We start from the raw sequence: 21878 nt of genomic DNA, 5'->3' as shown, positions 1-21878 counted from the left end.
AGTAGCGTCGCCCCGTTGACCCAACGGTCGAACGAACCTCGACGAAAGAACGTGCATTGAGAAGCGCTGTCATACGCCGGTCCTGCGCGGCCGGTGTCGCCGTCCTGTCGCTGACCCTGCTGGCCGGCTGCTCGGACTCCGGTGAGGACGGGAAGGAGGCGGGCAAGGGCGGTTCCGGCTCCGCCGGGAAGAAGACGCCCGCCCTGTCCGCCGCGGACCTGGAGAAGGTCGTGCTGAAGGACGGCGACGTCAAGGGGCACAAGGTCACCGCCCCCACCGTCACCGTCGAGCAGAAGGACATCACCACCGAGGACAAGGCGTGCGCCCCGCTGGCGTACGCGACGATCGGCTCGGTCGTCGACCGGCCGGGCGCCACCGTGCAGCGTGAGACGGCGAGCGTGCCGAACCCCGCGGACCCCAAGAGCCTCGACATCACCCGCACCCTGATCCGTCTGTCCTCCTACGAGGGCGACGGCGCCAAGACCGCGCTGGCCTCCCTGACCAAGTCCGTGGACGCCTGCGGCAAGGGCTTCAAGGTGACCGCCGACGGCACGGACCAGCAGGTCACCAAGGTCGCGAAGACCGACGCTCCCGGTGGCGCCGACGAGGCGGTGGCCCTCGACATCGTGTCCGAGGCCGAGGACGCCAAGGTCCCGATGAAGGTCGTCGTGGTCCGCAAGGGCGCGACGGTGGCCTACTTCACCGCGCTGAACATCGGATCCCTCGCCACGGGCAAGGACTTCGACTTCCCGACCGAGATCGCCGACGCGCAGATCGCCAAGCTGGCCTGACGGCCCGCCGGGCGACCGCGGCTCGCAACGACGCCCGCGCCCCCGAAGGCTCGGCCTTCCGGGGGCGCGGGCGTCGCCCTAGGCCAGGCCCGGTCCGCGGACCGGGATGGTGGTGAACGTCGGTGCGGGCGCCGGGTCCTTGAAGAAGTCGTTGCCCTTGTCGTCGACGACGATGAACGCCGGGAAGTCCTCGACCTCGATCTTCCAGACGGCCTCCATGCCGAGCTCCTCGTACTCGACGACCTCGACCTTCTTGATGCAGTCCTGGGCGAGGCGGGCCGCCGGGCCGCCGATGGAGCCCAGGTAGAAGCCGCCGTGGCTGCCGCAGGCGTCGGTGACCTGCTGGGAGCGGTTGCCCTTCGCCAGCATCACCTTGGAGCCGCCCGCCGCCTGGAACTGCTCCACGTAGGAGTCCATGCGGCCGGCCGTCGTCGGGCCGAAGGAACCGGAGGCGTACCCCTCGGGGGTCTTCGCCGGGCCGGCGTAGTACACCGGGTGGTCCTTCAGGTACTGCGGCATCTCCTCGCCCGCGTCCAGCCGCTCCTTGATCTTGGCGTGCGCGATGTCGCGGGCCACGACCAGCGGACCGGACAGCGACAGCCGGGTCTTGACCGGGTACTTGGTCAGCTCCGCGAGGATGTCGTCCATCGGCTGGTTGAGGTCGATCCGCACGACGTCGCCGGCCTCGTCGAGGTGCTCGTCCGTGGTGTCCGGCAGGAACCGCGCCGGGTCCGTCTCCAGCTGCTCCAGGAAGACGCCCTCGGCGGTGATCTTCGCGACGGCCTGGCGGTCGGCGGAGCAGGACACGGCGATCGCGACCGGGCAGGACGCGCCGTGCCGGGGGAGCCGCACCACACGCACGTCGTGGCAGAAGTACTTGCCGCCGAACTGCGCGCCGATACCGATCTTCTGCGTCAGCTCGAAGACCTTCTCCTCCAGCTCCTTGTCCCGGAAGCCGTGCCCGAGCGGCGACCCCTCGGCGGGGATCTCGTCCAGGTAGTGCGCGGAGGCGTACTTGGCGGTCTTGAGCGCGTACTCGGCGGACGTGCCGCCCACGACGATCGCCAGGTGGTACGGCGGGCAGGCGGCCGTGCCCAGCGAACGGATCTTCTCCTCCAGGAACTTCATCATGGAGGCCTCGTTCAGGACGGCCTTCGTCTCCTGGTAGAGGAACGACTTGTTGGCGGAGCCGCCGCCCTTCGCCATGAACAGGAACTTGTACGCGCCGCCGTCCGTCGCGTACAGCTCGATCTGCGCCGGGAGGTTGGAGCCGGTGTTCTTCTCCTCCCACATGGTGAGCGGAGCCATCTGCGAGTAGCGCAGGTTCAGCTTGGTGTACGCGTCGTAGATGCCCTTCGACAGGGCCTTCTCGTCCCCGCCCTCGGTGAGGACGTTCTGGCCGCGCTTGCCCATGACGATCGCCGTGCCGGTGTCCTGGCACATCGGCAGGACGCCCGCCGCCGCGATGTTCGCGTTCTTCAGCAGGTCCAGGGCGACGAACTTGTCGTTGCCGGACGCCTCGGGGTCGTCGATGATCCGGCGCAGCTGCGCCAGGTGGGCCGGGCGCAGGTAGTGCTGGATGTCGTGGATGGCCTCGGCCGCCAGCTTGCGCAGCGCCTCCGGCTCCACCTTGAGGAAGGTGCGTCCGTCGGCCTCGAAGGTGGAGACACCCTCGGAGGTCACCAGCCGGTACGGAGTGGTGTCCTCTCCCATGGGGAGCAGATCGGTGTACTCGAACTCAGGCATCGGTGCCCATTCCTCACTAGACAGGCTGATTCAGGCGCGGCTCGCCTCCGGGGCGCCGAAGCCTGTGGCTCACACGGGCGGCCGGCCTCCATCGACGGCGTCCACCAGCGTAGAACCTGCGGTCGGCGGCGGGCTTGTGAGGTAAGGCTCAGTTCCACACCTGCGGGGTCTATCGCGATCTATCGTGTGTGGGTACGCTGCTGCCGTGGACCTTCAGAAGCAGACCGGCGCGCGCGTCGCCGCCGCCGAGTTGCGCGCCTCGGACGCCGACCGTGACCGCATCACCGACATCCTTCGGGACGCCCTCGCCGAGGGGCGCCTGACCGCCGAGGAGCACGCCGAGCGGGTTGAGGGCGTGCTGGCCGCCAAGACGGTCGGCGAACTGGACGTGTTCATCCGGGACCTGCCCGCCGCGCACAAGCCGTCGGCGTACGCGCAACCGTCCTCCGTGCCGCACCGCCCCACCCCCGGCGCCATCCCGGTCGACGCGGACGAGCGTCTGCTCGCGGTCTTCAGCTCCTCGGTCCGCAAGGGCCGCTGGCGCGCGGGCCGCCGCATCCACGCGTACGCCGTGTTCGGCAGCGTCGAGATAGACCTCAGCGAGGCCCTCTTCGAGCACCGCCAGGTGATGATCAGGGCCGTCTCCCTCTTCGGCAGCGTGGAGATCCGCGTCCCGGAGAACGTCTCCCTGCGCGGCAGTGGCGGCGGAGTCCTCGGCTCCTTCGAGGTGGACAACCTCGATTCCGGCGAACCGGACGCCCCGGTGGTCTACGTGGACGGCTTCGCCGTGCTCGGCAGCGTCGAGGCGAAGCCCCGGCGCGGCAAGATGATCGCCGACCTCCTCGGCCGGGTCACCGATCATGTCGTCCGCAAGGTCGACGGCGGTTTGCGCAAACACCTGGACCGTTGACGTCTGTGAAGTGGATCACTTTCGGACCGTTCCCGAAGGGGTTCGGTCCACTTGTGACCGCTTGGTGAGAGCCCGGAATTCCGGCGGTTGGGGACTCAGTGCATAGGCCCGCGCACAGCGGGTAGGCCTTGCTGCATCGTCTCTCGCTCGCGAAGCCGTCGTCAGGAGTAGACCGTGCTGCAACCGCCGCATTCGTCCCTGCAGGTCGCTGCCGTTCCGCCCCAGCGGGTGCCAGTGCGAGACAGGGATCAGGAAGCCCCGTGGCATACGGAGGCCGTGTGCCGGCGTGACGAGGCCGGCCTGTTCTTCGCCCCCTCCAAGGAGCCCACCGCGGCCCGGCTCTCCCGCGAGGAGGCCGCCAAGCGCGTCTGCGCCCGCTGTCCCGTCATGGTCGAGTGCCGGGAACACGCACTCCTGCAACCGGAGCCGTACGGCGTCTGGGGCGGCCTGACCGCGGCGGAACGCCGCGTGGTGCTGGCCCGACGGCGCCGCCGCGACCTGGAGTTGAAGAAGGCGGCACGGGCGGCGGGGACGATAGCGGCGGCCGGCTAGCCGCACCACACGCGCGCGCGAAAGGCGCCCTCTTCCGCACAAGAGGGCGCCTTCGTGACGCCGGTCGCCCGAAGGTCTTGAGGGGCGCGGGGACCTGCGCGACAAGCCACGACGCACCCCGCGGACGACAGCGCACCGCAGTCCCCCCGACCCCAACCGCTTGACCGGCGGAGCTACTTCGCCTTTTCGAAGTCGATCGAGCTGTAGGCCCGCAGCTTGCTCAGCCGGTGCACCGAGTCGATCCGCCGCACCGTCCCCGATTTCGACCGCATCACGATCGAGTCGGTCGTCGCGGTCTCCGACCGGTACCGCACACCCCGCAGCAGCTCGCCGTCGGTGATCCCCGTGGCGACGAAGAACACGTTCTCCCCGGAGACCAGGTCGTCCGTGGTCAGCACCCGGTCGAGGTCGTGCCCCGCGTCGATCGCGCGCTGCCGCTCCTCGTCGTCCTTCGGCCACAACTTGCCCTGGATCGTGCCGCCGAGGCACTTCACCGCGCAGGCCGAGATGATGCCCTCGGGCGTACCGCCGATGCCGAGCAGCATGTCGACCCCGGTGCCCTCCCGCAGCGCCAGGATCGAGCCCGCGACATCACCGTCCGAGATCAGCTTGATGCGCGCCCCGGTCTCCCGGATCTCGTTGATGATGCCCTCGTGCCGCGGCCGGTCGAGGATGACGACGGTGACGTCCTCGGGCGTGGACCGCTTCGCCTTGGCCACCCGGCGGATGTTCACCGAGATCGGCGCGTCGATGTCGACGAAGTCGGCGGCCTCGGGGCCGGTCACGAGCTTGTCCATGTAGAAGACGGCCGACGGGTCGAACATCGTGCCCCGGTCGGCCGCCGCGAGCACGGCGATCGCGTTGGTCATGCCCTTGGCCGTCAGTGTGGTGCCGTCGATCGGGTCCACGGCGATGTCGCACTCCGGGCCGGTCCCGTCACCGACGCGCTCCCCGTTGAAGAGCATCGGGGCCTCGTCCTTCTCGCCCTCCCCGATGACGACGACGCCGTTCATCGAGACGGTGGAGACGAGGGTCCGCATGGCGCGTACGGCGGCGCCGTCGGCGCCGTTCTTGTCCCCGCGGCCGACCCAGCGGCCCGCGGCCATCGCGGCCGCCTCGGTCACCCGGACGAGCTCCAGGGCGAGGTTGCGGTCGGGGGCCTCGGAGGGGACTTCGAGCTCGGAGGGCAAATGATGATTCTCGGTCATCGGAGCGCACCTTTCTGATACGACGACGGCCGGATGGGGGTTCGGCTCGACTCTATCGTCAGGCTGACAAATTGAGCAGGGGACCCCACGGATGAGCAGACCGGTGCACCTGCGACGATGAGGGCGTGGCAGGTACGAAAGGCAAGCAGACCGTTCGCGACATGGTCCTCTCCCTGGGACTCATCGTGCTCGCGGCCTGGGTCATCTATCTCTTCATCCCGCACGACGAGACCGAGCAGGAGCTCAAGCGCGTCGACTACCGCGTCGAGCTGCTCACGGCACGCCGCGCCGCCTCCTACCCGGTGGCCGCGCCCGTGGGCCTGCCCGACACCTGGAAGGCGACGTCCGTCCGCTTCAGCGGCGCCGACTCCGACCACTGGCACCTCGGGTTCCACGCCCCCGACGGCCAGTACGTGGCCGTCGAGCAGTCCGCGGGCAAGCCGTCCCGGTTCATCCCGGACGCCACCCAGGACGCGAAGAAGACCGGCACCACGCAGGAGATCGGCGGCGAGACCTGGACCCGCTACGAGGGCGACCGCTACGACGCCCTGGTCCTGCGGGGCGAGGAGGCGACGACCGTGGTCGCGGGCAGCGCGTCGTTCGAGGAGCTGACGAGGATGGCGAAGGCGCTGAGCACGGAGTGACGCGCCCATGGAGACCGCGACATGACGCGCCCATGGACAGGGACGCGGAAGGGGCCCCCGGCAGTCGTGCCGGGGGCCCCTTCCGCGTGGTGCCCGAGGATCAGACGGTCGTGATGACGTCGTCGTAGGCGAGGCGCGGGGAGCGCGGGTAGGAGGCGCCCTCGCCCGGCTTGCCGATGTTGACGACCATCAGCGGGGTGTGGTCGGCGTCCAGGAACTCCTTCTGGACGCCGGCGGCGTCGAAGCCGGTCATCGGGCCGGCGGCGAGCCCCGCGGCACGGACGCCGATGATGAAGTACGCGGCCTGGAGGGCGGCGTTCAGCCCGGCGGCGGACTCACGGGCCGGGCGCTCCGCGAAGAAGAGGTCCTTGGCCTGCGGGAACGCCGGGAACAGGGTCGGCAGCTCCTCGTGGAACTCGTTGTCCGCGGCGAGGATCGCGACCAGCGGCGCGGTGGCGGTCTTGGCCTGGTTGCCCTCGGCCATGTGCGCCACCAGACGCTCGCGGGCCTCGGCGGAGCGGACCAGGACGATACGCAGCGGGGTCTGGTTGAAGGCGGTGGGGCCGTACTTGACCAGGTCGTAGATCGCCTGCACCTGCTCCTCGGTGACAGGCTCGTCGGTGAACGCGTTCGCCGTGTGCGCCTCGCGGAACAGCAGGTCCTGGGCGGCGGGGTCGAGAACGAGAGACATGGAACAACCTTCGTAAAGACGTGCGCTGACGGCATCGAAGGTACGCAATGGAAGTTCAAGGTTCAACCAAAAGCGGCTTGGGGTGATCCGCTTCACAGGAACCAGGATCTACGCCGTACCCGGAAGGGGGAACCGGTGCGTACCCGGAAGAGGGGGTGAGCCGGTGCCGCACCCGAAAGGGCGGGGCGGGGTCAGCCGCGGCCGTCGCCGGAGGCGTCCGTCTCCTCGTCCTCCGCCAGCGCCGCGTCCAGCCGGGCCCGGGCGCCGTCCAGCCAGCGGCGGCACACCTTGGCCAGCTCCTCACCGCGCTCCCACAGCGCGAGGGACTCCTCCAGTGTCGTACCGCCCGCCTCCAGCCGCCGGACGACCTCGATCAGCTCGTCACGCGCCTGCTCGTAGCCGAGGGCCCGGTCGGCCTCGGACGCTTCGGCCGCCCCGCCCGTCACGGTCGTCTCCTCGGCCTCGCTCACGTTGCTGGTCATGCGGCCCACCTTATGCGTCCCCTCCGACAGTGCCCTCGACCCGGACGGCGAACTCGCCCTCCGCGACCCGCGCCCGCAACGGCTCCTCGGCCGTGACCTCCCCGGGCGCGCGCACCACGTGCCCGTCCGCCTTCTGGAGCACCGCGTATCCCCGCTTCAGGGTCGCGGCGGGGGAGAGGGCCACCACGCGCGCGTGCGTGTGCGACAGCTCCGACACCGCCCGGTCCAGATGGTGGCCGAGGCAACGGCGCCCCCGGTCGAGCAGGGAGGCCACCTGGTCGGCGCGCTCGTCGATCATGCGGTGCGGATCCTCTATCGAGGGGCGCGCCAGGGCGTGCGCGAGCCCCCGCTCCTCCCGCTCCACGAGCGCCTCCACGCACCGCCGCGCCCGGTCCCGCAGCCATCGCACCCGCTCGTACTCCTCGCCGACGTCCGGGACGACCTTCTTGGCCGCGTCGGTCGGCGTGGACGCCCGCAGGTCCGCGACGTAGTCCAGCAGCGGGGTGTCCGGCTCGTGCCCGATCGCCGACACCACCGGCGTACGGCAGGACGCGACGGCCCGGACGAGCTGCTCGTCGGAGAACGGCAGCAGGTCCTCCACGCTGCCGCCGCCGCGCGCCACGACGATGACGTCCACGCCCTCCATCGCGTCCAGCTCCTTCACCGCCTGCACCACCTGCGGCACGGCGTGCACGCCCTGCACGGCGACGTTGCGCACCTCGAAGCGGACGGCGGGCCAGCGGTGCCGGGCGTTCTCCAGCACGTCCCGCTCGGCCGCGGAGGCCCGGCCGCACACCAGCCCGATCAGCTGCGGCAGGAACGGCAGCGCCTTCTTCCGCTCCGGCGCGAACAGCCCCTCCGCCGCCAGCGACTTCTTCAACTGCTCCAGCCGGGCGAGCAGTTCCCCCACCCCGACCGGCTTTATCTCGGTGGCCCGCAGGGACAGCTGACCGCGCGGCGCGTACCACTCGGGCTTCGCGTGCACGACGACCCGGGCGCCCTCGCTGACGACATCCGCGATCGCGTCGAACACCTGTCGGTAGCAGGTGACGCTCACGGAGATGTCGTGCGACGGGTCCCGCAGCGTGAGGAAGACGACGCCGGCGCCGGGGCGCCGCGACAGCTGAGTGATCTGCCCCTCGACCCACACCGTGCCGAGCCGGTCGATCCAGCCGCCGATGAGCCGGGAGACCTCACCGACGGGCAGGGGGGCGTCGGCGGATGTGTTGAGAGCCATGTGGGGAGCGTATCGGGGGGTGCGGACAGCGCCTCATGTCTCGGGGGGCGGGGTTCGTCGGCGGGTGCGGGTTCGTTGTGGTTTCTCGCGCAGTTCCCCGCGCCCCTGAAGCATGGGCCTGCGGCCCGGCCTTCAGCGGGATGGCGCCGAAAAGCACGGGGCGCAGCCCCGGTCGCTTTTCAGGGGCGCGGGGAACTGCGCGACAAGCCCCCACCCACCCGCACCCGGCACACCCCCGCACACCCCCGAGCTCACCCCCCGCTCCCACGGCGGAGCCGCCCGCTCCCACGGCGGAGCCCCCCACGGGGAACCCCCTACGATGGGTGCATGACCGCTTCGCCTGGCCGCCGCCGTGTCCTCCTCGCCGCTCCGCGCGGCTACTGCGCGGGTGTCGACCGTGCCGTGATCGCCGTCGAGAAGGCCCTCGAGCAGTACGGGGCCCCGATCTACGTCCGCCACGAGATCGTCCACAACAAGTACGTCGTGCAGACCCTGGAGAAGAAGGGCGCCATCTTCGTCGAGCAGACGGAAGAGGTCCCCGAGGGCAACATCGTGATGTTCTCGGCGCACGGCGTGGCCCCCACCGTGCACGAGGAGGCGCAGCGCGGCAGGCTCGCCACCATCGACGCGACCTGCCCCCTGGTCACCAAGGTCCACAAGGAAGCGATCCGCTACGCGGGCGAGGACTTCGACATCCTGCTGATCGGGCACGAGGGCCACGAGGAGGTCATCGGCACCTCCGGCGAGGCCCCGGACCACATCCAGCTCGTCGACGGCCCCGGTGACGTCGAGAAGGTCGAGGTCCGCGACCCGTCGAAGGTCGTCTGGCTCTCCCAGACCACGCTCTCCGTCGACGAGACGATGGAGACCGTCGGCGCCCTCAAGGAGAAGTTCCCGCTGCTCGTCTCCCCGCCGAGCGACGACATCTGCTACGCCACGCAGAACCGTCAGCTCGCCGTGAAGCAGATGGGCGCGGAGGCCGAGCTGGTCATCGTCGTCGGCTCCCGCAACTCCTCCAACTCCAAGCGGCTCGTCGAGGTCGCCAAGCTCGCCGGCTCCCGCGAGGCGTACCTCGTGGACTTCGCGAGCGAGATCGACGAGGCCTGGCTGGAGGGCGTGGAGACCGTCGGCGTCACCTCGGGCGCCTCCGTGCCGGAGGTCCTCGTCGAGGAGGTCCTGGAGTGGCTCTCCCAGCGGGGCTACGAGGACGTCGAGCTGGTGAAGGCCGCCGAGGAGTCGATCACCTTCTCGCTGCCGAAGGAGCTGCGCCGCGATCTGCGCGAGGAGGCGGCCGCCCTGGTCGCCGAGCGCACCGGACAGGGCGCCGCGGGCGCCTGAGCCCCACTGCCCCCGTACGGCCCCGGAACGTGAAGGTTCCGGGGCCGTACGCGTACGACGACGTGAGGGTTCCGGGACCGGGCTGCGGCCCGGTGGCCCCGGGCCGTGACTGTCAGTCGTACGACGTAACGTAGGGCCATGCACATCTTCGGCGTGGACATCGGTGGATCCGGGATCAAGGGCGCTCCCGTGGACCTGGACCTGGGCGACCTGGCGGACGAGCGGTACAAGGTGCTGACCCCGCACCCGGCGACGCCGGACGCGGTGGCCGACGGGGTGAAGGAGGTCGTCGACCACTTCGGCTGGACCGGACCGGTCGGTATCACCTTCCCCGGCGTGGTCACGGGTGGCGCCACGATCCGTACGGCGGCCAACGTCGACAAGGGCTGGATCGACGTCGACGCGCGCGCCCTGCTCGGCGATCGGCTCGGCGGCCTCCCGGTCACCGTGGTGAACGACGCGGACGCGGCGGGCGTCGCCGAGGTGCAGTTCGGTGCGGGTCGCGACCGCCGGGGCACGGTCATCATGCTGACCTTCGGCACGGGCATCGGCAGCGCCGTCTTCAGCGACGGCGTCCTCGTACCCAACACGGAGCTGGGCCATCTGGAACTGGGCGGCCACGACGCGGAGACCCGCGCCTCCACGAAGGCCAAGGACGACCACGAGCTGACCTGGGAGCACTGGGCTAAGCGCGTCACCAAGTACCTCGCTCATGTGGAGATGCTCTTCTCCCCGGAGCTGTTCATCGTCGGCGGCGGCGTCAGCCGCAAGTCCCACAAGTTCCTGCACCTGATCGAGGGCATCCAGGCCGAGATCGTCCCGGCCCAGCTCCAGAACAACGCGGGCATCGTGGGCGCGGCGATGCGGGCGGTGAAGGCGGGCTGATCCCGGGAGGGCGCGCGGACTCGTTCCGGGGCCGGCTGATCAGAAGAGGCCCGGAAAGAGGCCCGGACAGAGGCCCGGACTGGCCCGAGGGTGGGTCAGGAGCCGCGGGGCGCCGTGCGGCGGGGTTGGGCCGGAGGCCTCGGGGTCCGCGGCCGGGCCGGGGCGTGGTCGTACGAGGGGTGGGGCTGGGCGCCGGCTTTTCCCGGTCGTCCGAGCCCTCCCGGTGCCTCCGACCCTCGGGACGTCGCCGCCTCCCGCTCTCCCGTTCTCCCGACTCGCCGCTCCCCGGCCGTCGCCCCCTCCCGCTCCGCCGCCCGCCGGGCCATCAGGCGCAGCTTGCGTGCGGTCACGATGAGGCCGGCGATCAGCGTGCCGCCGTAGAGCCAGCCCGCCGCCATCGCGAGGGCGGTGACCAGGCCCATCAGATACCCGGCGGGGCCTCCCTCGCCCCCGGCGATCGGCGGCAGCCCGGCCGCGAACGCGATGGGCACCACCACCGGCCCGCTCGCGAGGTCGCCTCGCCGCACCCACACCGCGGTCAACGCGCTGACCGGCAGGAACAACACCCCGTACAGCGTGAGTGACGCGCTGAACAGCAGCCGGTCGAGGCAGGCCAGCGCGAACATCGACACCGCGCAGAACAGTCCGCCGCCCAGCCCGGTGAGCCGGGGGTTCGGCATCCGGCGCACGGCGCGGGAGACGCGCCGCACGGCTCGGGCCGGCGCCGGGACGGGCCCGCGCGCGACCGGGGCACGACGCGGCGCCCCCGCGCCGCCCCGCTCCCGGCCGCCTCTGACCAGCTGCGGCGGAAGGGGAGTGCCACGCTGCGGTCCGGTCCGAGGGGGATGCGTCCTGTGCTGCTCCACTCGACCAACTTAGGTCGGTTAATGTGCCGAATGGGTGCACAGACACGCCGTTGAGGGGACCTTGGCCAAGCGTTCGATACGCCGCCGGGCGGGGCGCGGGCACGCCGTAAACTGGGGGACCGGCCAGCCCTCTGGCCCCTGGGGCACGATCCGCCGGACCGCACCCCCAGGCTCCGCCGCCCCAGGCCACCGGCCGCCTGGCCCTCCTACGTACGGGAAGTCGTAAACGTGTCGCTCACGATCGGAATCGTCGGTCTGCCCAACGTCGGCAAGTCGACCCTGTTCAACGCCCTGACCAAGAACGACGTGCTGGCGGCCAACTACCCGTTCGCCACGATCGAGCCGAACGTCGGCGTCGTCGGCGTCCCGGACGAGCGTCTGACGAAGCTGGCCGAGATCTTCGGGTCGCAGCGTGTCCTCCCGGCGACCGTCGACTTCGTCGACATCGCGGGCATCGTGCGCGGCGCCAGCGAGGGTGAGGGACTCGGCAACAAGTTCCTGGCGAACATCCGTGAGTCCGACGCGATCTGCCAGGTCATCCGCGCCTTCAAGGACGAGAACGTCGTCCACGTCGACGGCAAGGTCTCGCCGAAGGACGACATCGAGACGATCAACACCGAGCTGATCCTCGCCGACCTCCAGACCATCGAGAAGGTCCTGCCGCGCCTCCAGAAGGAGTCGCGCATCAAGAAGGACATCGCGCCGAAGGTGAAGGCCGTCGAGGAGGCGAAGGAGATCCTGGAGAAGGGCGACACGCTCTTCGCGCACGGGATCGTCCAGGGCAGCGAGCGCAACGAACTGCTGCACGACCTGCACCTGCTCACCACCAAGCCCTTCCTCTACGTCTTCAACGTCGACGAGGAGGAACTGGTCGACGAGGACTTCAAGAACGAGCAGCGCGCGCTGGTCGCCCCCGCCGAGGCGATCTTCCTCAACGCCAAGCTGGAGGCGGACCTCGCCGAGCTGGACGAGGAGGACGCGCTCGAACTCCTCCAGTCCGTCGGCGCCGACGAGCCGGGCCTCGCGACCCTCGCCCGCGTCGGCTTCGACACCCTCGGCCTCCAGACGTACCTGACGGCCGGCCCCAAGGAGTCCCGCGCCTGGACGATCAAGAAGGGCGCCACCGCCCCCGAAGCCGCCGGCGTCATCCACACGGACTTCCAGAAGGGCTTCATCAAGGCGGAGGTCATCTCCTTCCACGACCTGGTGGAGACCGGTTCGGTGGCGGAGGCCCGCGCCAAGGGCAAGGCTCGCATGGAGGGCAAGGACTACGTGATGCAGGACGGCGACGTGGTGGAGTTCCGCTTCAACGTGTGATCGCAGCGTTACTGCGAGTCAGGCCCTTCGTCGTGTTCGCGGAGGACAGGGGGACCGGCTTTCAGGGAGCCGGCCCCCTGCTGTTTCCCGTGCGGGGACGGTGCCGGGAATCCTGCTCCTCGGACCTCTGTCTTCGCATCGCCGTTTCTCGTGGCTGTGCGCAAGGGGACTGGGGGCGGGTGGACGCTCCCCTGCCGCGGTGTGCGGCGAAGGGGAGCCTCGGAGCGCCGACCGTCTACCGGATCAGATCCTGTTCTCGTCGTCCTCGTCCCATGGGCCGGGTTCGGTGGGCCGGTGCGGGCTGTGAGACGGGTCCCAGAAGTGCTGAGACGGAATATCTTCCTCGCTCGTCTCCCACCGACCCCGGTCCTCGGCGTTTGCGCTGCCCCCTGCCGTCCTCGGTGTGAACGTGCTCGCACCAGCAGCCACGTCCGGGTCGGTGAACGGCGGTCCCTCGGGGGCCGGTGAGCGGGGCGGCCAGGGGCCGGTGGTGTTCCCCTCGCCCGAAGGGTCGTCCTCCGGGCTCTCGTCGGAAGCCAGGCCAAAGGCCCGCCTGATCTCGTCGGCGGCCTCGTCCAGCCCCTCTGTTCTCAAGAACCTCATCACGCGGTGCGCGAGCACCGTGTACCCGTCCATGTCCGGCTTCAGGCCCGCCTCCGTCAGCAACAGGCGCAGTCGATCCGATACCCCTACTTCCTCCTCGCGGTCGAACACCCCTCCTCCGTGGTCGTCCCCGTCCCACAGCGGGCCCCCGACGGTCGCTTCGTTCCGTGCGCCCACAGGCGGGACGAGCAGGTGGCGAAAGAGTTCGGGCACTTCCTCGTCGTTGGCCGCCGCCGCGACCTGGGCGAGCGGGCCGATCATGTCGACCGCCTTCTCGATGTCGTCCTCGTGGCGGGCGAGCCACCACACCACCGCGCTGCCCGCACTCTTGAGCACGTCGTCACCGAGGTAGCGTCGCTTGTTGCGCTCGTGCTGACGCTCGTACTCCCAGATCTCCTCGTCCTTGCGAAGGTCGTTCAGCTTCTGCAGGCGTTCGCGGTCGGCGGGGGCGAGGGTCAGCATCACATCGGCCGCCATGGCCTTCACCCGTCCGCTCAGGTCGGGGAGCAGGATGCCCAACTGCCCCTCCAAGAGGTACCGCGCGGAGCTTGCCCGGTCGGGTTCCTCGTGACGGACGACCTCCAGGGCCCGGGTGACGATCGAGGACACGGCGAGGGCTGAGGAGGCGCTGTCTGCCTGGCCGGCGTGGCCGGGGACCGGCCTCCACCACACGGTGGCGGAGAAGAGGAAGTCATAACCGTTCGTCGCGCTCGACAGCGCCGCGTCGACCACCCGTGCCTCCTGGTACGGCTGCTCCGTTGGCACCGCGGGCGGCTCGGGCTCCCCGGGCTCGTACGGGTCGGCGGGCGTGTGGCCACCGCTGAGGAGCGTCATCACGAGCAGCAGGGAACCGGAGACCGTGACCATGGACATAAAGCCCCACAACCATGCCGACCAGTCCAGAAAGTGTCCGAGCACAGCTGGTGTGAGGCCGCAGAGAGCGACGAACAGCAGGCTGGGAAAACGGTGTTTCATCGTTCCTCTTCCGTGGTCCGTGGTTCGGCGCCCGCACGCTCCGCACTCTCCGGGCGGGCGTACTGCGCTTGGTCGATGTGCCGCCAGAAGAGGGCGGCGACGGCCGCCCGGGACGGGTGGCGCGCGGACCGTGCCCAGCCGCAGGCGATGACGTAGAGGCGGTGGAGGGCGGCCGTGCGGCCGTGCGTCGCCCTGACCATCACGTTCAACGCCATCTCTTGCGTTCGGTCGTCCGCCACGGCGTCCAGCCAGCTGTTCACCAGCGGGTTCCAGAGTTCCGTCGGCGGTTGCGAGAACACCGTCTTCCAGCCCAGGAACAGGTCCGGCCAGCGGGGTGGGTCCGGTGCTCGGTCACTCCTCAACAGCTCTGCGAGCAGGTGGAGATGGGAATGTGCTCCGGGTTGTTCCTGACGTGCCCGGTCCCGCAGGCGGTCGATCAGCAGTCGGTAGAGCCGACGGTCACGGCCGGCGAGGTCGAGAAGCGCTTCCCGGGCCCCGTGCGCTGCCCCCTCCCTCCGCACGGCGAGGTGGTGGAGGCGCACCACTGCTTGATCCGGGTGCGTCGCGCCGAGGCTCTGGTGACAGGCAGTTGTCAGGACACGGGCCAGGCCGTCAGACAAGGAGCCGGACCTAGTGACGCACTCGTACATCCGCCTGCGGAACCAACCGCCGAACTCCTCGTGGCGGAGACCGATTTCGAGAGCTGTCGCGGCTCGCGGATCGCCGGACGCTCTGGCCGCGTCGTTCGCCCAGCGCACCATGAGGTCGAAGAGGTCGTCGGGCCGCCGGACGGCCAGAGACCGCTCGCCGAAGCGGACGACGACGTCCACCTGGTCGTCGGTGGTCAGGCCGTTCAACTCGGCGGCAGAGCCGATCCAGTCCCTGAGGCCGTTGCGTACCCCGGGGAAGTTCGCCCAGAAGTACGTCCGCACCGCGTCGGCGTAGGCCAGCCGCTCGAAGCGTAGCCGTCCGTCCGGGTCCCGTTCGATCCCGAGCGCTTTCAACCGCTCCCCGAAGTCCGTCTGCGCGAACTCGGAGGTCACCTCCTCCTTGTGCCCCACCTCCTTCAACAGGCCTTGCCATGCCTCGTAAACGGTGTCGGCGCGAGTTCCCTCGAACACTGCCGCCGCAAGCAGCAGGGCCCGCTCGGGTGCGGTGCGGACCGCGACCATCTGCTGACACACCTCACCGGCACGGTCGGTCACCGCGTGTATCGCCTGGTTGAGCCATCCCGCGAAGTCGGATCCGAACCGGCCACTGTCGCGGGCGGCCTTCACCAGCCCCGCGAGCCGCGCCAGTTCCCGCATGGGGGAGCGGTCACACAGGCGCTGGAGGTCGGCGCTCCTCAGATCCGCAGGGTGGAAGGCCATCCGGTCCATGCGGAGGTACCGGGTGACGACAGCGACGCCCCGGGGGCGCTCCAGCTTCACCCTGTGCGGTTCGAAGTCCGGCGCATGGGCGTGCTCCATGACCGATGGCAGGACGACGACCATGTGGGCCCCCGCCTCCTTGACCTTCGACCGGTGCACGGCCAGACGGTGCTGGGCCCGGGTGTACTCCTCTTCGTCGGTGATCCCGGAGAGGTCGAGAAGGAAGCGGTCCCCCTCACCGGGGGTTATTGGCTTGTCGTTCCTGTTCTCGTCCTTGGCCGTGGCGGGAAGCTCCTCGACCCGGCCCCTTTCCTCGTCGGTGCTCCTGTCCTCACCGAACCCGTGCAGCAGCATGATCGCCGCGGCACGGCGGCCGCTGCCGGGCGGTCCCTCCAGCAGCACCACCGACCCCGGTTTCTCCAAGTGGTCGGCGGCGATGCGGTAGCCCCTGGGGGGAACGAACCGGTTGGCCAGGCGCGCCCGGTCCTCGCGGGCGATCCGGAGGGACTCGACTCCTTTGCGGGTCATCCAGTCCGTGGCGGCGCCGTAGAAGACGTACTGGTGCCCCTCGCCGTTGTTCACCGGGCCGCGCGGATCGTTGACGGTGACGCGGTCCTGCTCGGTCATCGCCCGTCGTCCGAGCGCCGGCGCTCGCGCTCGAAGCGCTGGTGGACCGTACCGCTGTTGTCGCCGGCGGTGAACTGGACCCCGGTGTTGTCGCCCTCGAAATGAGGTGCGTTGTACTGGTGGCCCCGGCCGGTGTTCACAGGCCCCTGCGGCTCGTTGACGAAGGTGCCGGACAGGTCTCCGTTGAGGTTTCCGATGCCGCCGCGCACGCGCTGTTCGACGTCACGCGTCCGCATCCTGATGTGCCCGATGTCCTGGGCCGACTTCTCGCGTGACTTCGCCTCCGTCCGCTCCCTTGCCGCACGGCCGTCGCGATCCACCCTGCTCAGCTCGGGCAGCAGCCGGGCGAGGGTGTCCCCGAGCGTCGTCAGGTCCGATTCGGCGTTGCGGTGGTCGAACCGCCTGTACTGGAAGTCCGCCAGCTCCAGCAGATCGTCAGGAAGGACGGTGCGGTCGATCCGCGTGACCTTTCCGACGAGCACGGGGATCACCAGGATCCCGCGGTCGAGCGCGGTCTGGATCTCGCGACGGGTCCAGTCCTGTTCGGCTTCGAGCGCGGGGCGGCCGTCGGTCCCTCGTACCTCCGCCCAGCGCGGGCCGATCACGGCGAGGAGCGCCTCGCATCCCTCCACCGCCCTGACCAGTTCCGCTGGGAAACGGCGTCCGGGATCAATCGAGTTGCTGGCGAAGAAGATCCGCTCGTCGCCGAACCTCCGGGCGAGTTCCCGGGCGATCATTGTCGCGGCGGATTCCTCGTCGCCTGTGCGGTAGTTGACGAAGACGTCGGGCATGAAGGTTCCCTTCCTGAGAGAAAGACGAGTGAACGGGCACGGGGCTGTGGACCGGGGTTCCGGTTCGCCCGAGCCAGAGGTCCCGACCGTGTGACGGCATGGCGTGTCCACGAGAGGGCATGCGAATGAAGGGGCACCGCCTGTGCGTCACTGGCTGCGGGCAGCCCGGAGAAGCCGGGAGGCGCGATGCGACGCGTCCGGCGGGAACCAGAGAGGCCCGCGGGGATCATGGGATCCGGAGGGCCGGAGGGGTGGGTAGTGGGGCGAGCCGGGCGGCTCGAGTCCGTGTCGGTCGTGGAGCGGCTGTCAGCTGTGCGTGGGGGCGAGTACGCGTGCCAACGCGGGCAGCAGATCACGTACGCCGCGGCAGCTCCGGAACCGGGACAGTTCCCGCGCGAGGCGTCGGACGTCGCTGTTCACCGTCGCCGAGGGCACGGCCGGCATCACTCCCAGGAGCTCCCCGGCAATCGCGCACGCGTGCTCTACCTCCCCGGAGGCGGCATGTGCCAGGGACCTGCGGAAGCCGTACCGGGCGCGGGTACGCAGCGCGTGCGGCGGGAGGCGGCGATACTCCCGGTCGAGCACCTCGGCAGCGGCCTTGGGGCGCCCGAGGTCGTGTAGACACCAGCCGGTCGACATCGCCGCCGGATTGCTCACGTGTGAGGTTCCGATCACGGGCTCGGCGCCGTTGAGGGCGTCATCCTCGGAGAGCAGTTCCCGCGCCCTGTCGAGGCTGCGGAGGCAGTCGACTTCGTTGCCGACGAGCGCGTGCCCTTGGGCCTCTCGTTGGGCAGCGAGCCCTCTGATGCGCGGTGGGAGTTCGCTGCCCTGGGCTCGGCGGGCCAGGGCGACGGTGCTAGCGGCGTCCCCGCCGTACATCGTGACCAGGGCGCGCCGCACCAGTGCGTAGGAACCCAGGTACGGGTCGCCTCCGGCGCGCGCCAGTTCGACGGCCTCGCCCGTCCAGCCGAGTGCCCCGGCGCTGTCCCCGGCCTCCTGGGCCATCCAGCCGGTGAACTCCGCGAACCGTGAGGCGAGCAGGAGTGCGGAAGCCCGGGAGGCGGACCCGGCATCGGAGGCGAGTCCGGCGACCATGCGAGTCTGCGTCTCCAGCAGGGGCAGAAGGATCTTGGGGGCGGTGGACTGACCGAGCTTCCGCAGCTGGTCGAACTGCATGCGGTAGGAGCCCAGGAGGGGGTCGTCGGCGGAGGACAACGCTTGACCGCCGAGTTTCAGGCTGAGGTCGATCAGCACTCCTGTACCCGCCGAGAGGGCTGCCCGACGCCCGACGAGCCAGCGGCTCGGACCGGCGGGGGATTCGGCGGAGCCCGAGTCCGAGTCCGCTTCAGGGCGGGTGGCCAGGCGCTGTAGCTCGCCGTCCGCGCCGAGGAAGGCGTCACACCGCCGGGCCAGTTCGGGGGACGGGGAACGCTCTCCGCGTTCGACCTTGCTGAGGTGTCCCTTGTCGTAGTTGAGCGCCACGGAGAACTCGGTAAGAGACAGCCCCGCTTCCACTCGTAAACGGCGAAGTTCCGGGCCGAAACGTAAAGTCGTGCTCATCATCAGCCTCCCCTTGAACAGTGACCGCGAGAGCCGTCCGCCCTCACGGGAGCCGTCATCAGACGATCACCGGTCGACGCGAAACTCGACGGTGAACACCTGCTGTAACGGCGTGGTTCCGCTTCGCGTCCGAAACTGAGTCTGGCACGACCCTTGTCTGGAGAATCGGGGTTCGGCAGTGTTGCCCGTTGCCTCTTTCGTTCTTCGCTGTTCCCCTCCCGTTCCTTGGAGCGACCGGGATTGACCATGATCGGAACAAAGTGTTCGAGAGTGACAGGGTCATGGGCGGGTTCCCGTCCTTCACGAAGTCGCAGTGCTCGATTACGTAGCCGCAGCTGGTCTCCGCGGGTGTCGGAACGGCATCGGCCACCTCGCCGGGGACAGGTCGGCAGGGTCGATCCAGGTGGGGGCCACGAAGATGTTGTCGCCGGTGGGGGCTTCGGAGGCCCCCGGCAGGGACCAGGTGTGGGACTCCGCCACCAGGTGCTCCCAGGGCGCGGCCCATTCGAGTTCCCAGTTCAGACCGGTGCCGGAGATGACGTACGTGCGGCTGGCGGCCACCCGCCAGAACTGGAAGTAGAGGATCACCTGGGTGTGGTCGGCGAGGTGGTTGATGATCTCGGCGAAGTGGGCCGAGGACCAGGCAGGCACGCTAGGCGGCTCGACCGTGCCTTCGATCTCCAGGCTCGCCAGGGTCATTACCGCCCATTCCCGGACGGTGGAGTCGTCGCTGCGCAGGAGGGCGATCAGGTCAGGGCTGTCAATCGAACTGGCTCTGGGCTGCATCGGGTGGTGACCGAGTGCTGGTCGAGCCGGTAGATGTCTACCCGGGCCAGCTGTCTCTCCACCCACACGTCCAGAGTGGCGGAGCCCTGAACGACGAGTCGAACTGGGCGCATCGCTGCGCGTGGCTATCGTCGCTGTGCGTCACCGCTGGATGTGAGTCAGAGTCGAACGATTACGGTCACGCGGCTGGACTACTAGACGGTGCGGATGACAGGGGCGGGTTTGATGTCCTGGGCGTCGACGAGGGTGCGGATGTCGTTCGGGTCCGAGGTCCAGATGATGGCGCCGAGGCTGGCTGCCATGGTCACGACGGTGGCGTCGACGATGTCGGAGGTGCCGGCCTTGCCGCAGAGGATGCCCGCGGCTTTGGCGGTTTCGATGCCGACGGGTGCGACGTGGCACCCGGCGAGGAACTTGCCGAGTCTGACCTGGCGGCGGGAGTCCCGCCATGCCTGGCTGACGACGATGGATGGGATGTGGATGTCCCGGCCGTCTTCGAGGGCCAGGCTGTGGCGGGCCCACATGCGTCGGTCGTCGTTGTCGATGGCGATGAGCGCCCCGGCGTCGTACAGGTAGGGGATGTTCACGCGGCCGAGACTCCCGGGTCGCTGAGGTATTCGGCGTCGGCGGCGGCAAGGTCCGCGCGGGCGGCGGCGAGCTCCTCGGGGGTGAAGGCGCCGTGTTCTGCCTGCCACTCCTGGATGACGGCCCGGCCGGCCCGCAGGCGCAGCTCGCGTTCGGCTGCTCCGGCGACGAGGCGGGAGAGTGGGATGCCTTCTTCCTCGGCGGCTTCGGCCAGGGCTTCGACCAGAGATTCGTCGAGAGTGATAGTCACCTTCTTGGTAGCCATACAACAACCATAGCGTGGTATGGCCTTCAATGCTGGTGCACGGATCACCTGCCCGGTGCGTACCACGTGCGGTCGGGGTCATACGGTGCGGTCGTCACGACCAGATCCGGCTCCGGACGGTTTCGCTCGTCGATGCGGATCGTCATCTCCCGTTCGACCTCGAAACCGGCGGTCGCGGCGGCCATGAGCATGGTGGTGAGGGAGGTGACGAGGCGGCCGTGCCAGGACCGTTGGGGCGACGCCATGAAGACGAGGGCGCCGTCGATCAGTTCGGTGTGGCGAGTGCCTCGGTCCAATCGAGTTCCCAGTCCAGGTTGGTGCCGGAGACGCTGTACTCGCGGCCGGCGTCCACCCGCCAGAACTGGGAGTACAGGATCACCTGGGCGTGGTCGGCCAGGTCGTCGATGAGGTCGGTGAAGTGAGCCGAGGGCCAGCGGGGGGCGTCGTTCGCCGCGGTGGCTCGTAGGCGTGCGGTGAGCGGCGGGACCGCAGGGGTGCGGGCGCCCAGTTCGGTCAGGGCCCAGCGAATGCCGTCCGGCTCGGTCCAGTCGGGCGGAGTCGCACGGTCCAGACACGCGCGGTAGGCGCGGCGCAGGGGCTCGACCGCAGCCTCGACGTCCAGGCTCGCCAAGGCCATGGCCGCCCATTCACGGACGGTCGGGTTGTCGCTGTTCAGCAGCCCGATGAGGGTGGGACCGCAGCGGGGATCGCCCACCTCCTCGAAGACCTCGATGGCGGTCAGCTGCCCGAAGCCGCCGAGGGAGGGCAGACCGTCGATGAGGGCGGGGAGGGCGTCGGCGCCCATGTCGATCAGTTCCGCGCGGGCGTCGTGCGACGGACCGGTCGCGTCGTCGAGCTGCTGGACGAGTCTCTCGACGTGCGTGGTCATGGTCGGTCCCGGCGCCAGAACGTGGGGAGCCACCAGCAGAGCACCGAGCGGTCGTCGGGCCACGGCGGCCGGTCCGGGTCGTCCCAGTCCTCGAAGGAGTCGCGCGTCAGGTCGATGGGGCGCCATGCGGGGTCGAGCGGCTCGTCCTCGGCCGGTGGGCGGACGTGCGGTCGGCTGCGCTGCTCGCAGGCGCCGAAGGCCCGGTAGTTGCGCTGGGCATCGACCAGGGAGACGTTGTTCGCGCCGCCGGCCATGGTCGGCCAGCGGAACTGGACCCCGTCGTCCTCCCAGAAGCAGACGGGGCAGATCTCGTACGAGCCGGGCATCGCTTCCAGCACTTGATGCCCGCAGCAGGGGCAGGGGTAGGGGGAGGAGGCGCTCATCCGGGCAGTCTCGTCACAGGGCCCGCCGATGTGCCACGGATTTCTCCGCGCTGCCGCGCCCCGTTCGAGTCCGGTTCATGGGGGTTTGGCGGGTTTCGATTTCGGCCGGTCGCGGTCGGTCCTGTGCGGCTCGTGGCCCCTCCGTCGTGGCCGGACGTGCCGCCTCGCGTCTCCCGTCCCGAGCCGCGCCCTGGGGGCCAGGTGAGTGCCGGATCGCTCATCTGTGGCGTTCGAAGGATCGGATGTGTCGGATGTATTGACGCGCCCTCTTTTCCGGATTTAGCCTCTGCCCGATTTCGCGAACAGTGTTCGATATGTCGTTCAACATGCCTGATCGGACAGTGAGTTGGCCATGAAGGCTTCCGGTTCAAGCGCCG

General features: G+C 69.8%; 22 protein-coding genes and 1 pseudogene. 7 read left to right on the top strand and 16 right to left on the bottom strand.

From position 1 onward, the window contains the following. Positions 1-56: 56 nt before the first annotated feature. Positions 57-791 carry a hypothetical protein gene (locus tag SMA5143A_RS14580; protein ID WP_107463328.1) on the top strand — a complete coding sequence of 245 codons (735 nt, stop codon included), beginning with the start codon at positions 57-59 and terminating at the stop codon, positions 789-791. A gap of 78 nt (positions 792-869) precedes the next feature. Here the strand turns inward: SMA5143A_RS14580 and SMA5143A_RS14575 are convergent, their stop codons facing one another. Continuing rightward, positions 870-2537 (bottom strand): fumarate hydratase, encoded by a 1668-nt coding sequence (locus SMA5143A_RS14575; RefSeq protein ID WP_107463327.1) that lies wholly within the window; start codon positions 2535-2537, stop codon positions 870-872. Positions 2538-2742: 205 nt separating this feature from the next. Between SMA5143A_RS14575 and SMA5143A_RS14570 the strand changes: the two genes are divergently transcribed. Further along, complete coding sequence (locus SMA5143A_RS14570; protein WP_107463326.1) at positions 2743-3447, top strand: DUF1707 SHOCT-like domain-containing protein; 705 nt, start codon at positions 2743-2745, stop codon at positions 3445-3447. A gap of 174 nt (positions 3448-3621) precedes the next feature. Then, positions 3622-3999 carry a WhiB family transcriptional regulator gene (locus SMA5143A_RS14565; protein ID WP_079049771.1) on the top strand — a complete coding sequence of 126 codons (378 nt, stop codon included), beginning with the start codon at positions 3622-3624 and terminating at the stop codon, positions 3997-3999. Positions 4000-4172: 173 nt separating this feature from the next. Here SMA5143A_RS14565 and glpX read toward each other — a convergent pair whose 3' ends face one another. Beyond that, on the bottom strand, positions 4173-5207 hold the full coding sequence (gene glpX, locus SMA5143A_RS14560; protein ID WP_055516998.1) for a class II fructose-bisphosphatase: 1035 nt from the start codon (positions 5205-5207) through the stop codon (positions 4173-4175). 125 nt (positions 5208-5332) lie between these two features. Here glpX and SMA5143A_RS14555 point away from each other — a divergent pair, with 125 nt between their 5' ends. Then, entirely contained in the window at positions 5333-5851 is a 519-nt protein-coding gene (locus SMA5143A_RS14555) for a DUF4245 domain-containing protein (RefSeq protein ID WP_107463325.1), read from the top strand. Positions 5852-5951: 100 nt separating this feature from the next. On the opposite strand, the gene SMA5143A_RS14550 is transcribed toward SMA5143A_RS14555, so the two are convergent. The 3 genes from SMA5143A_RS14550 to xseA form a co-directional block, all read right to left on the bottom strand. Next, positions 5952-6542 (bottom strand): malonic semialdehyde reductase, encoded by a 591-nt coding sequence (locus SMA5143A_RS14550; protein ID WP_107463324.1) that lies wholly within the window; start codon positions 6540-6542, stop codon positions 5952-5954. Between the two features lie 191 nt (positions 6543-6733). Further along, positions 6734-7024, bottom strand: a complete 291-nt coding sequence (locus tag SMA5143A_RS14545; RefSeq protein WP_055516991.1) for an exodeoxyribonuclease VII small subunit — start codon at positions 7022-7024, stop codon at positions 6734-6736. 10 nt (positions 7025-7034) lie between these two features. After that, entirely contained in the window at positions 7035-8261 is a 1227-nt protein-coding gene (gene xseA, locus SMA5143A_RS14540) for an exodeoxyribonuclease VII large subunit (RefSeq protein WP_107463323.1), read from the bottom strand. A gap of 327 nt (positions 8262-8588) precedes the next feature. Between xseA and SMA5143A_RS14530 the strand changes: the two genes are divergently transcribed. Beyond that, positions 8589-9599 carry a 4-hydroxy-3-methylbut-2-enyl diphosphate reductase gene (locus SMA5143A_RS14530; RefSeq protein ID WP_107463321.1) on the top strand — a complete coding sequence of 337 codons (1011 nt, stop codon included), beginning with the start codon at positions 8589-8591 and terminating at the stop codon, positions 9597-9599. Between the two features lie 138 nt (positions 9600-9737). Then, positions 9738-10484, top strand: coding sequence for a polyphosphate--glucose phosphotransferase (gene ppgK, locus SMA5143A_RS14525; protein ID WP_107463320.1), 747 nt, complete (start codon positions 9738-9740; stop codon positions 10482-10484). 95 nt (positions 10485-10579) lie between these two features. Here ppgK and SMA5143A_RS14520 read toward each other — a convergent pair whose 3' ends face one another. Beyond that, positions 10580-11164 carry a DUF6542 domain-containing protein gene (locus tag SMA5143A_RS14520; protein ID WP_258193524.1) on the bottom strand — a complete coding sequence of 195 codons (585 nt, stop codon included), beginning with the start codon at positions 11162-11164 and terminating at the stop codon, positions 10580-10582. A 414-nt stretch (positions 11165-11578) separates the two neighbouring features. Here SMA5143A_RS14520 and ychF point away from each other — a divergent pair, with 414 nt between their 5' ends. Beyond that, a complete protein-coding gene (gene ychF / locus SMA5143A_RS14515) occupies positions 11579-12667 on the top strand; it encodes a redox-regulated ATPase YchF (protein WP_055511817.1) in 1089 nt (362 codons plus the stop codon). Positions 12668-12910: 243 nt separating this feature from the next. Here the strand turns inward: ychF and SMA5143A_RS14510 are convergent, their stop codons facing one another. The 10 genes and pseudogenes from SMA5143A_RS14510 to SMA5143A_RS14465 all read right to left on the bottom strand — a co-directional run bounded on the left by SMA5143A_RS14510 (position 12911) and on the right by SMA5143A_RS14465 (position 21501). Beyond that, on the bottom strand, positions 12911-14143 hold the full coding sequence (locus SMA5143A_RS14510; RefSeq protein ID WP_308812034.1) for a hypothetical protein: 1233 nt from the start codon (positions 14141-14143) through the stop codon (positions 12911-12913). Positions 14144-14241: 98 nt separating this feature from the next. Beyond that, entirely contained in the window at positions 14242-16242 is a 2001-nt protein-coding gene (locus tag SMA5143A_RS14505; RefSeq protein ID WP_107463317.1) for a hypothetical protein, read from the bottom strand. Then, complete coding sequence (locus SMA5143A_RS14500) at positions 16239-17033, bottom strand: toll/interleukin-1 receptor domain-containing protein (protein WP_107463316.1); 795 nt, start codon at positions 17031-17033, stop codon at positions 16239-16241. Before SMA5143A_RS14500 ends, SMA5143A_RS14505 begins: the two co-directional genes overlap by 4 nt. Positions 17034-17339: 306 nt before the next feature. After that, on the bottom strand, positions 17340-18593 hold the full coding sequence (locus SMA5143A_RS14495) for a helix-turn-helix domain-containing protein (RefSeq protein WP_107463371.1): 1254 nt from the start codon (positions 18591-18593) through the stop codon (positions 17340-17342). 321 nt (positions 18594-18914) lie between these two features. After that, on the bottom strand, positions 18915-19292 hold the full coding sequence (locus SMA5143A_RS14490; RefSeq protein WP_181361851.1) for a hypothetical protein: 378 nt from the start codon (positions 19290-19292) through the stop codon (positions 18915-18917). A gap of 281 nt (positions 19293-19573) precedes the next feature. Next, entirely contained in the window at positions 19574-19966 is a 393-nt protein-coding gene (locus SMA5143A_RS14485) for a twitching motility protein PilT (protein WP_107463315.1), read from the bottom strand. Then, complete coding sequence (locus SMA5143A_RS14480) at positions 19963-20229, bottom strand: ribbon-helix-helix protein, CopG family (RefSeq protein WP_107463314.1); 267 nt, start codon at positions 20227-20229, stop codon at positions 19963-19965. Before SMA5143A_RS14480 ends, SMA5143A_RS14485 begins: the two co-directional genes overlap by 4 nt. Before the next feature lie 53 nt (positions 20230-20282). Then, positions 20283-20537: pseudogene (locus SMA5143A_RS14475) on the bottom strand (Uma2 family endonuclease); the annotation flags it as partial. Then, positions 20495-21118 (bottom strand): HEAT repeat domain-containing protein, encoded by a 624-nt coding sequence (locus SMA5143A_RS14470; RefSeq protein ID WP_107463313.1) that lies wholly within the window; start codon positions 21116-21118, stop codon positions 20495-20497. The gene SMA5143A_RS14470 and the pseudogene SMA5143A_RS14475, both read right to left, overlap by 43 nt. Beyond that, on the bottom strand, positions 21115-21501 hold the full coding sequence (locus SMA5143A_RS14465) for a CPCC family cysteine-rich protein (RefSeq protein WP_107463312.1): 387 nt from the start codon (positions 21499-21501) through the stop codon (positions 21115-21117). Before SMA5143A_RS14465 ends, SMA5143A_RS14470 begins: the two co-directional genes overlap by 4 nt. Positions 21502-21878 lie beyond the last annotated feature (377 nt).

Origin of the sequence: Streptomyces sp. MA5143a, from assembly GCF_900290235.1 — a bacterium.
Lineage (GTDB): Bacteria > Actinomycetota > Actinomycetes > Streptomycetales > Streptomycetaceae > Streptomyces.
This window is presented reverse-complemented; position numbering and strand designations above follow the sequence as displayed.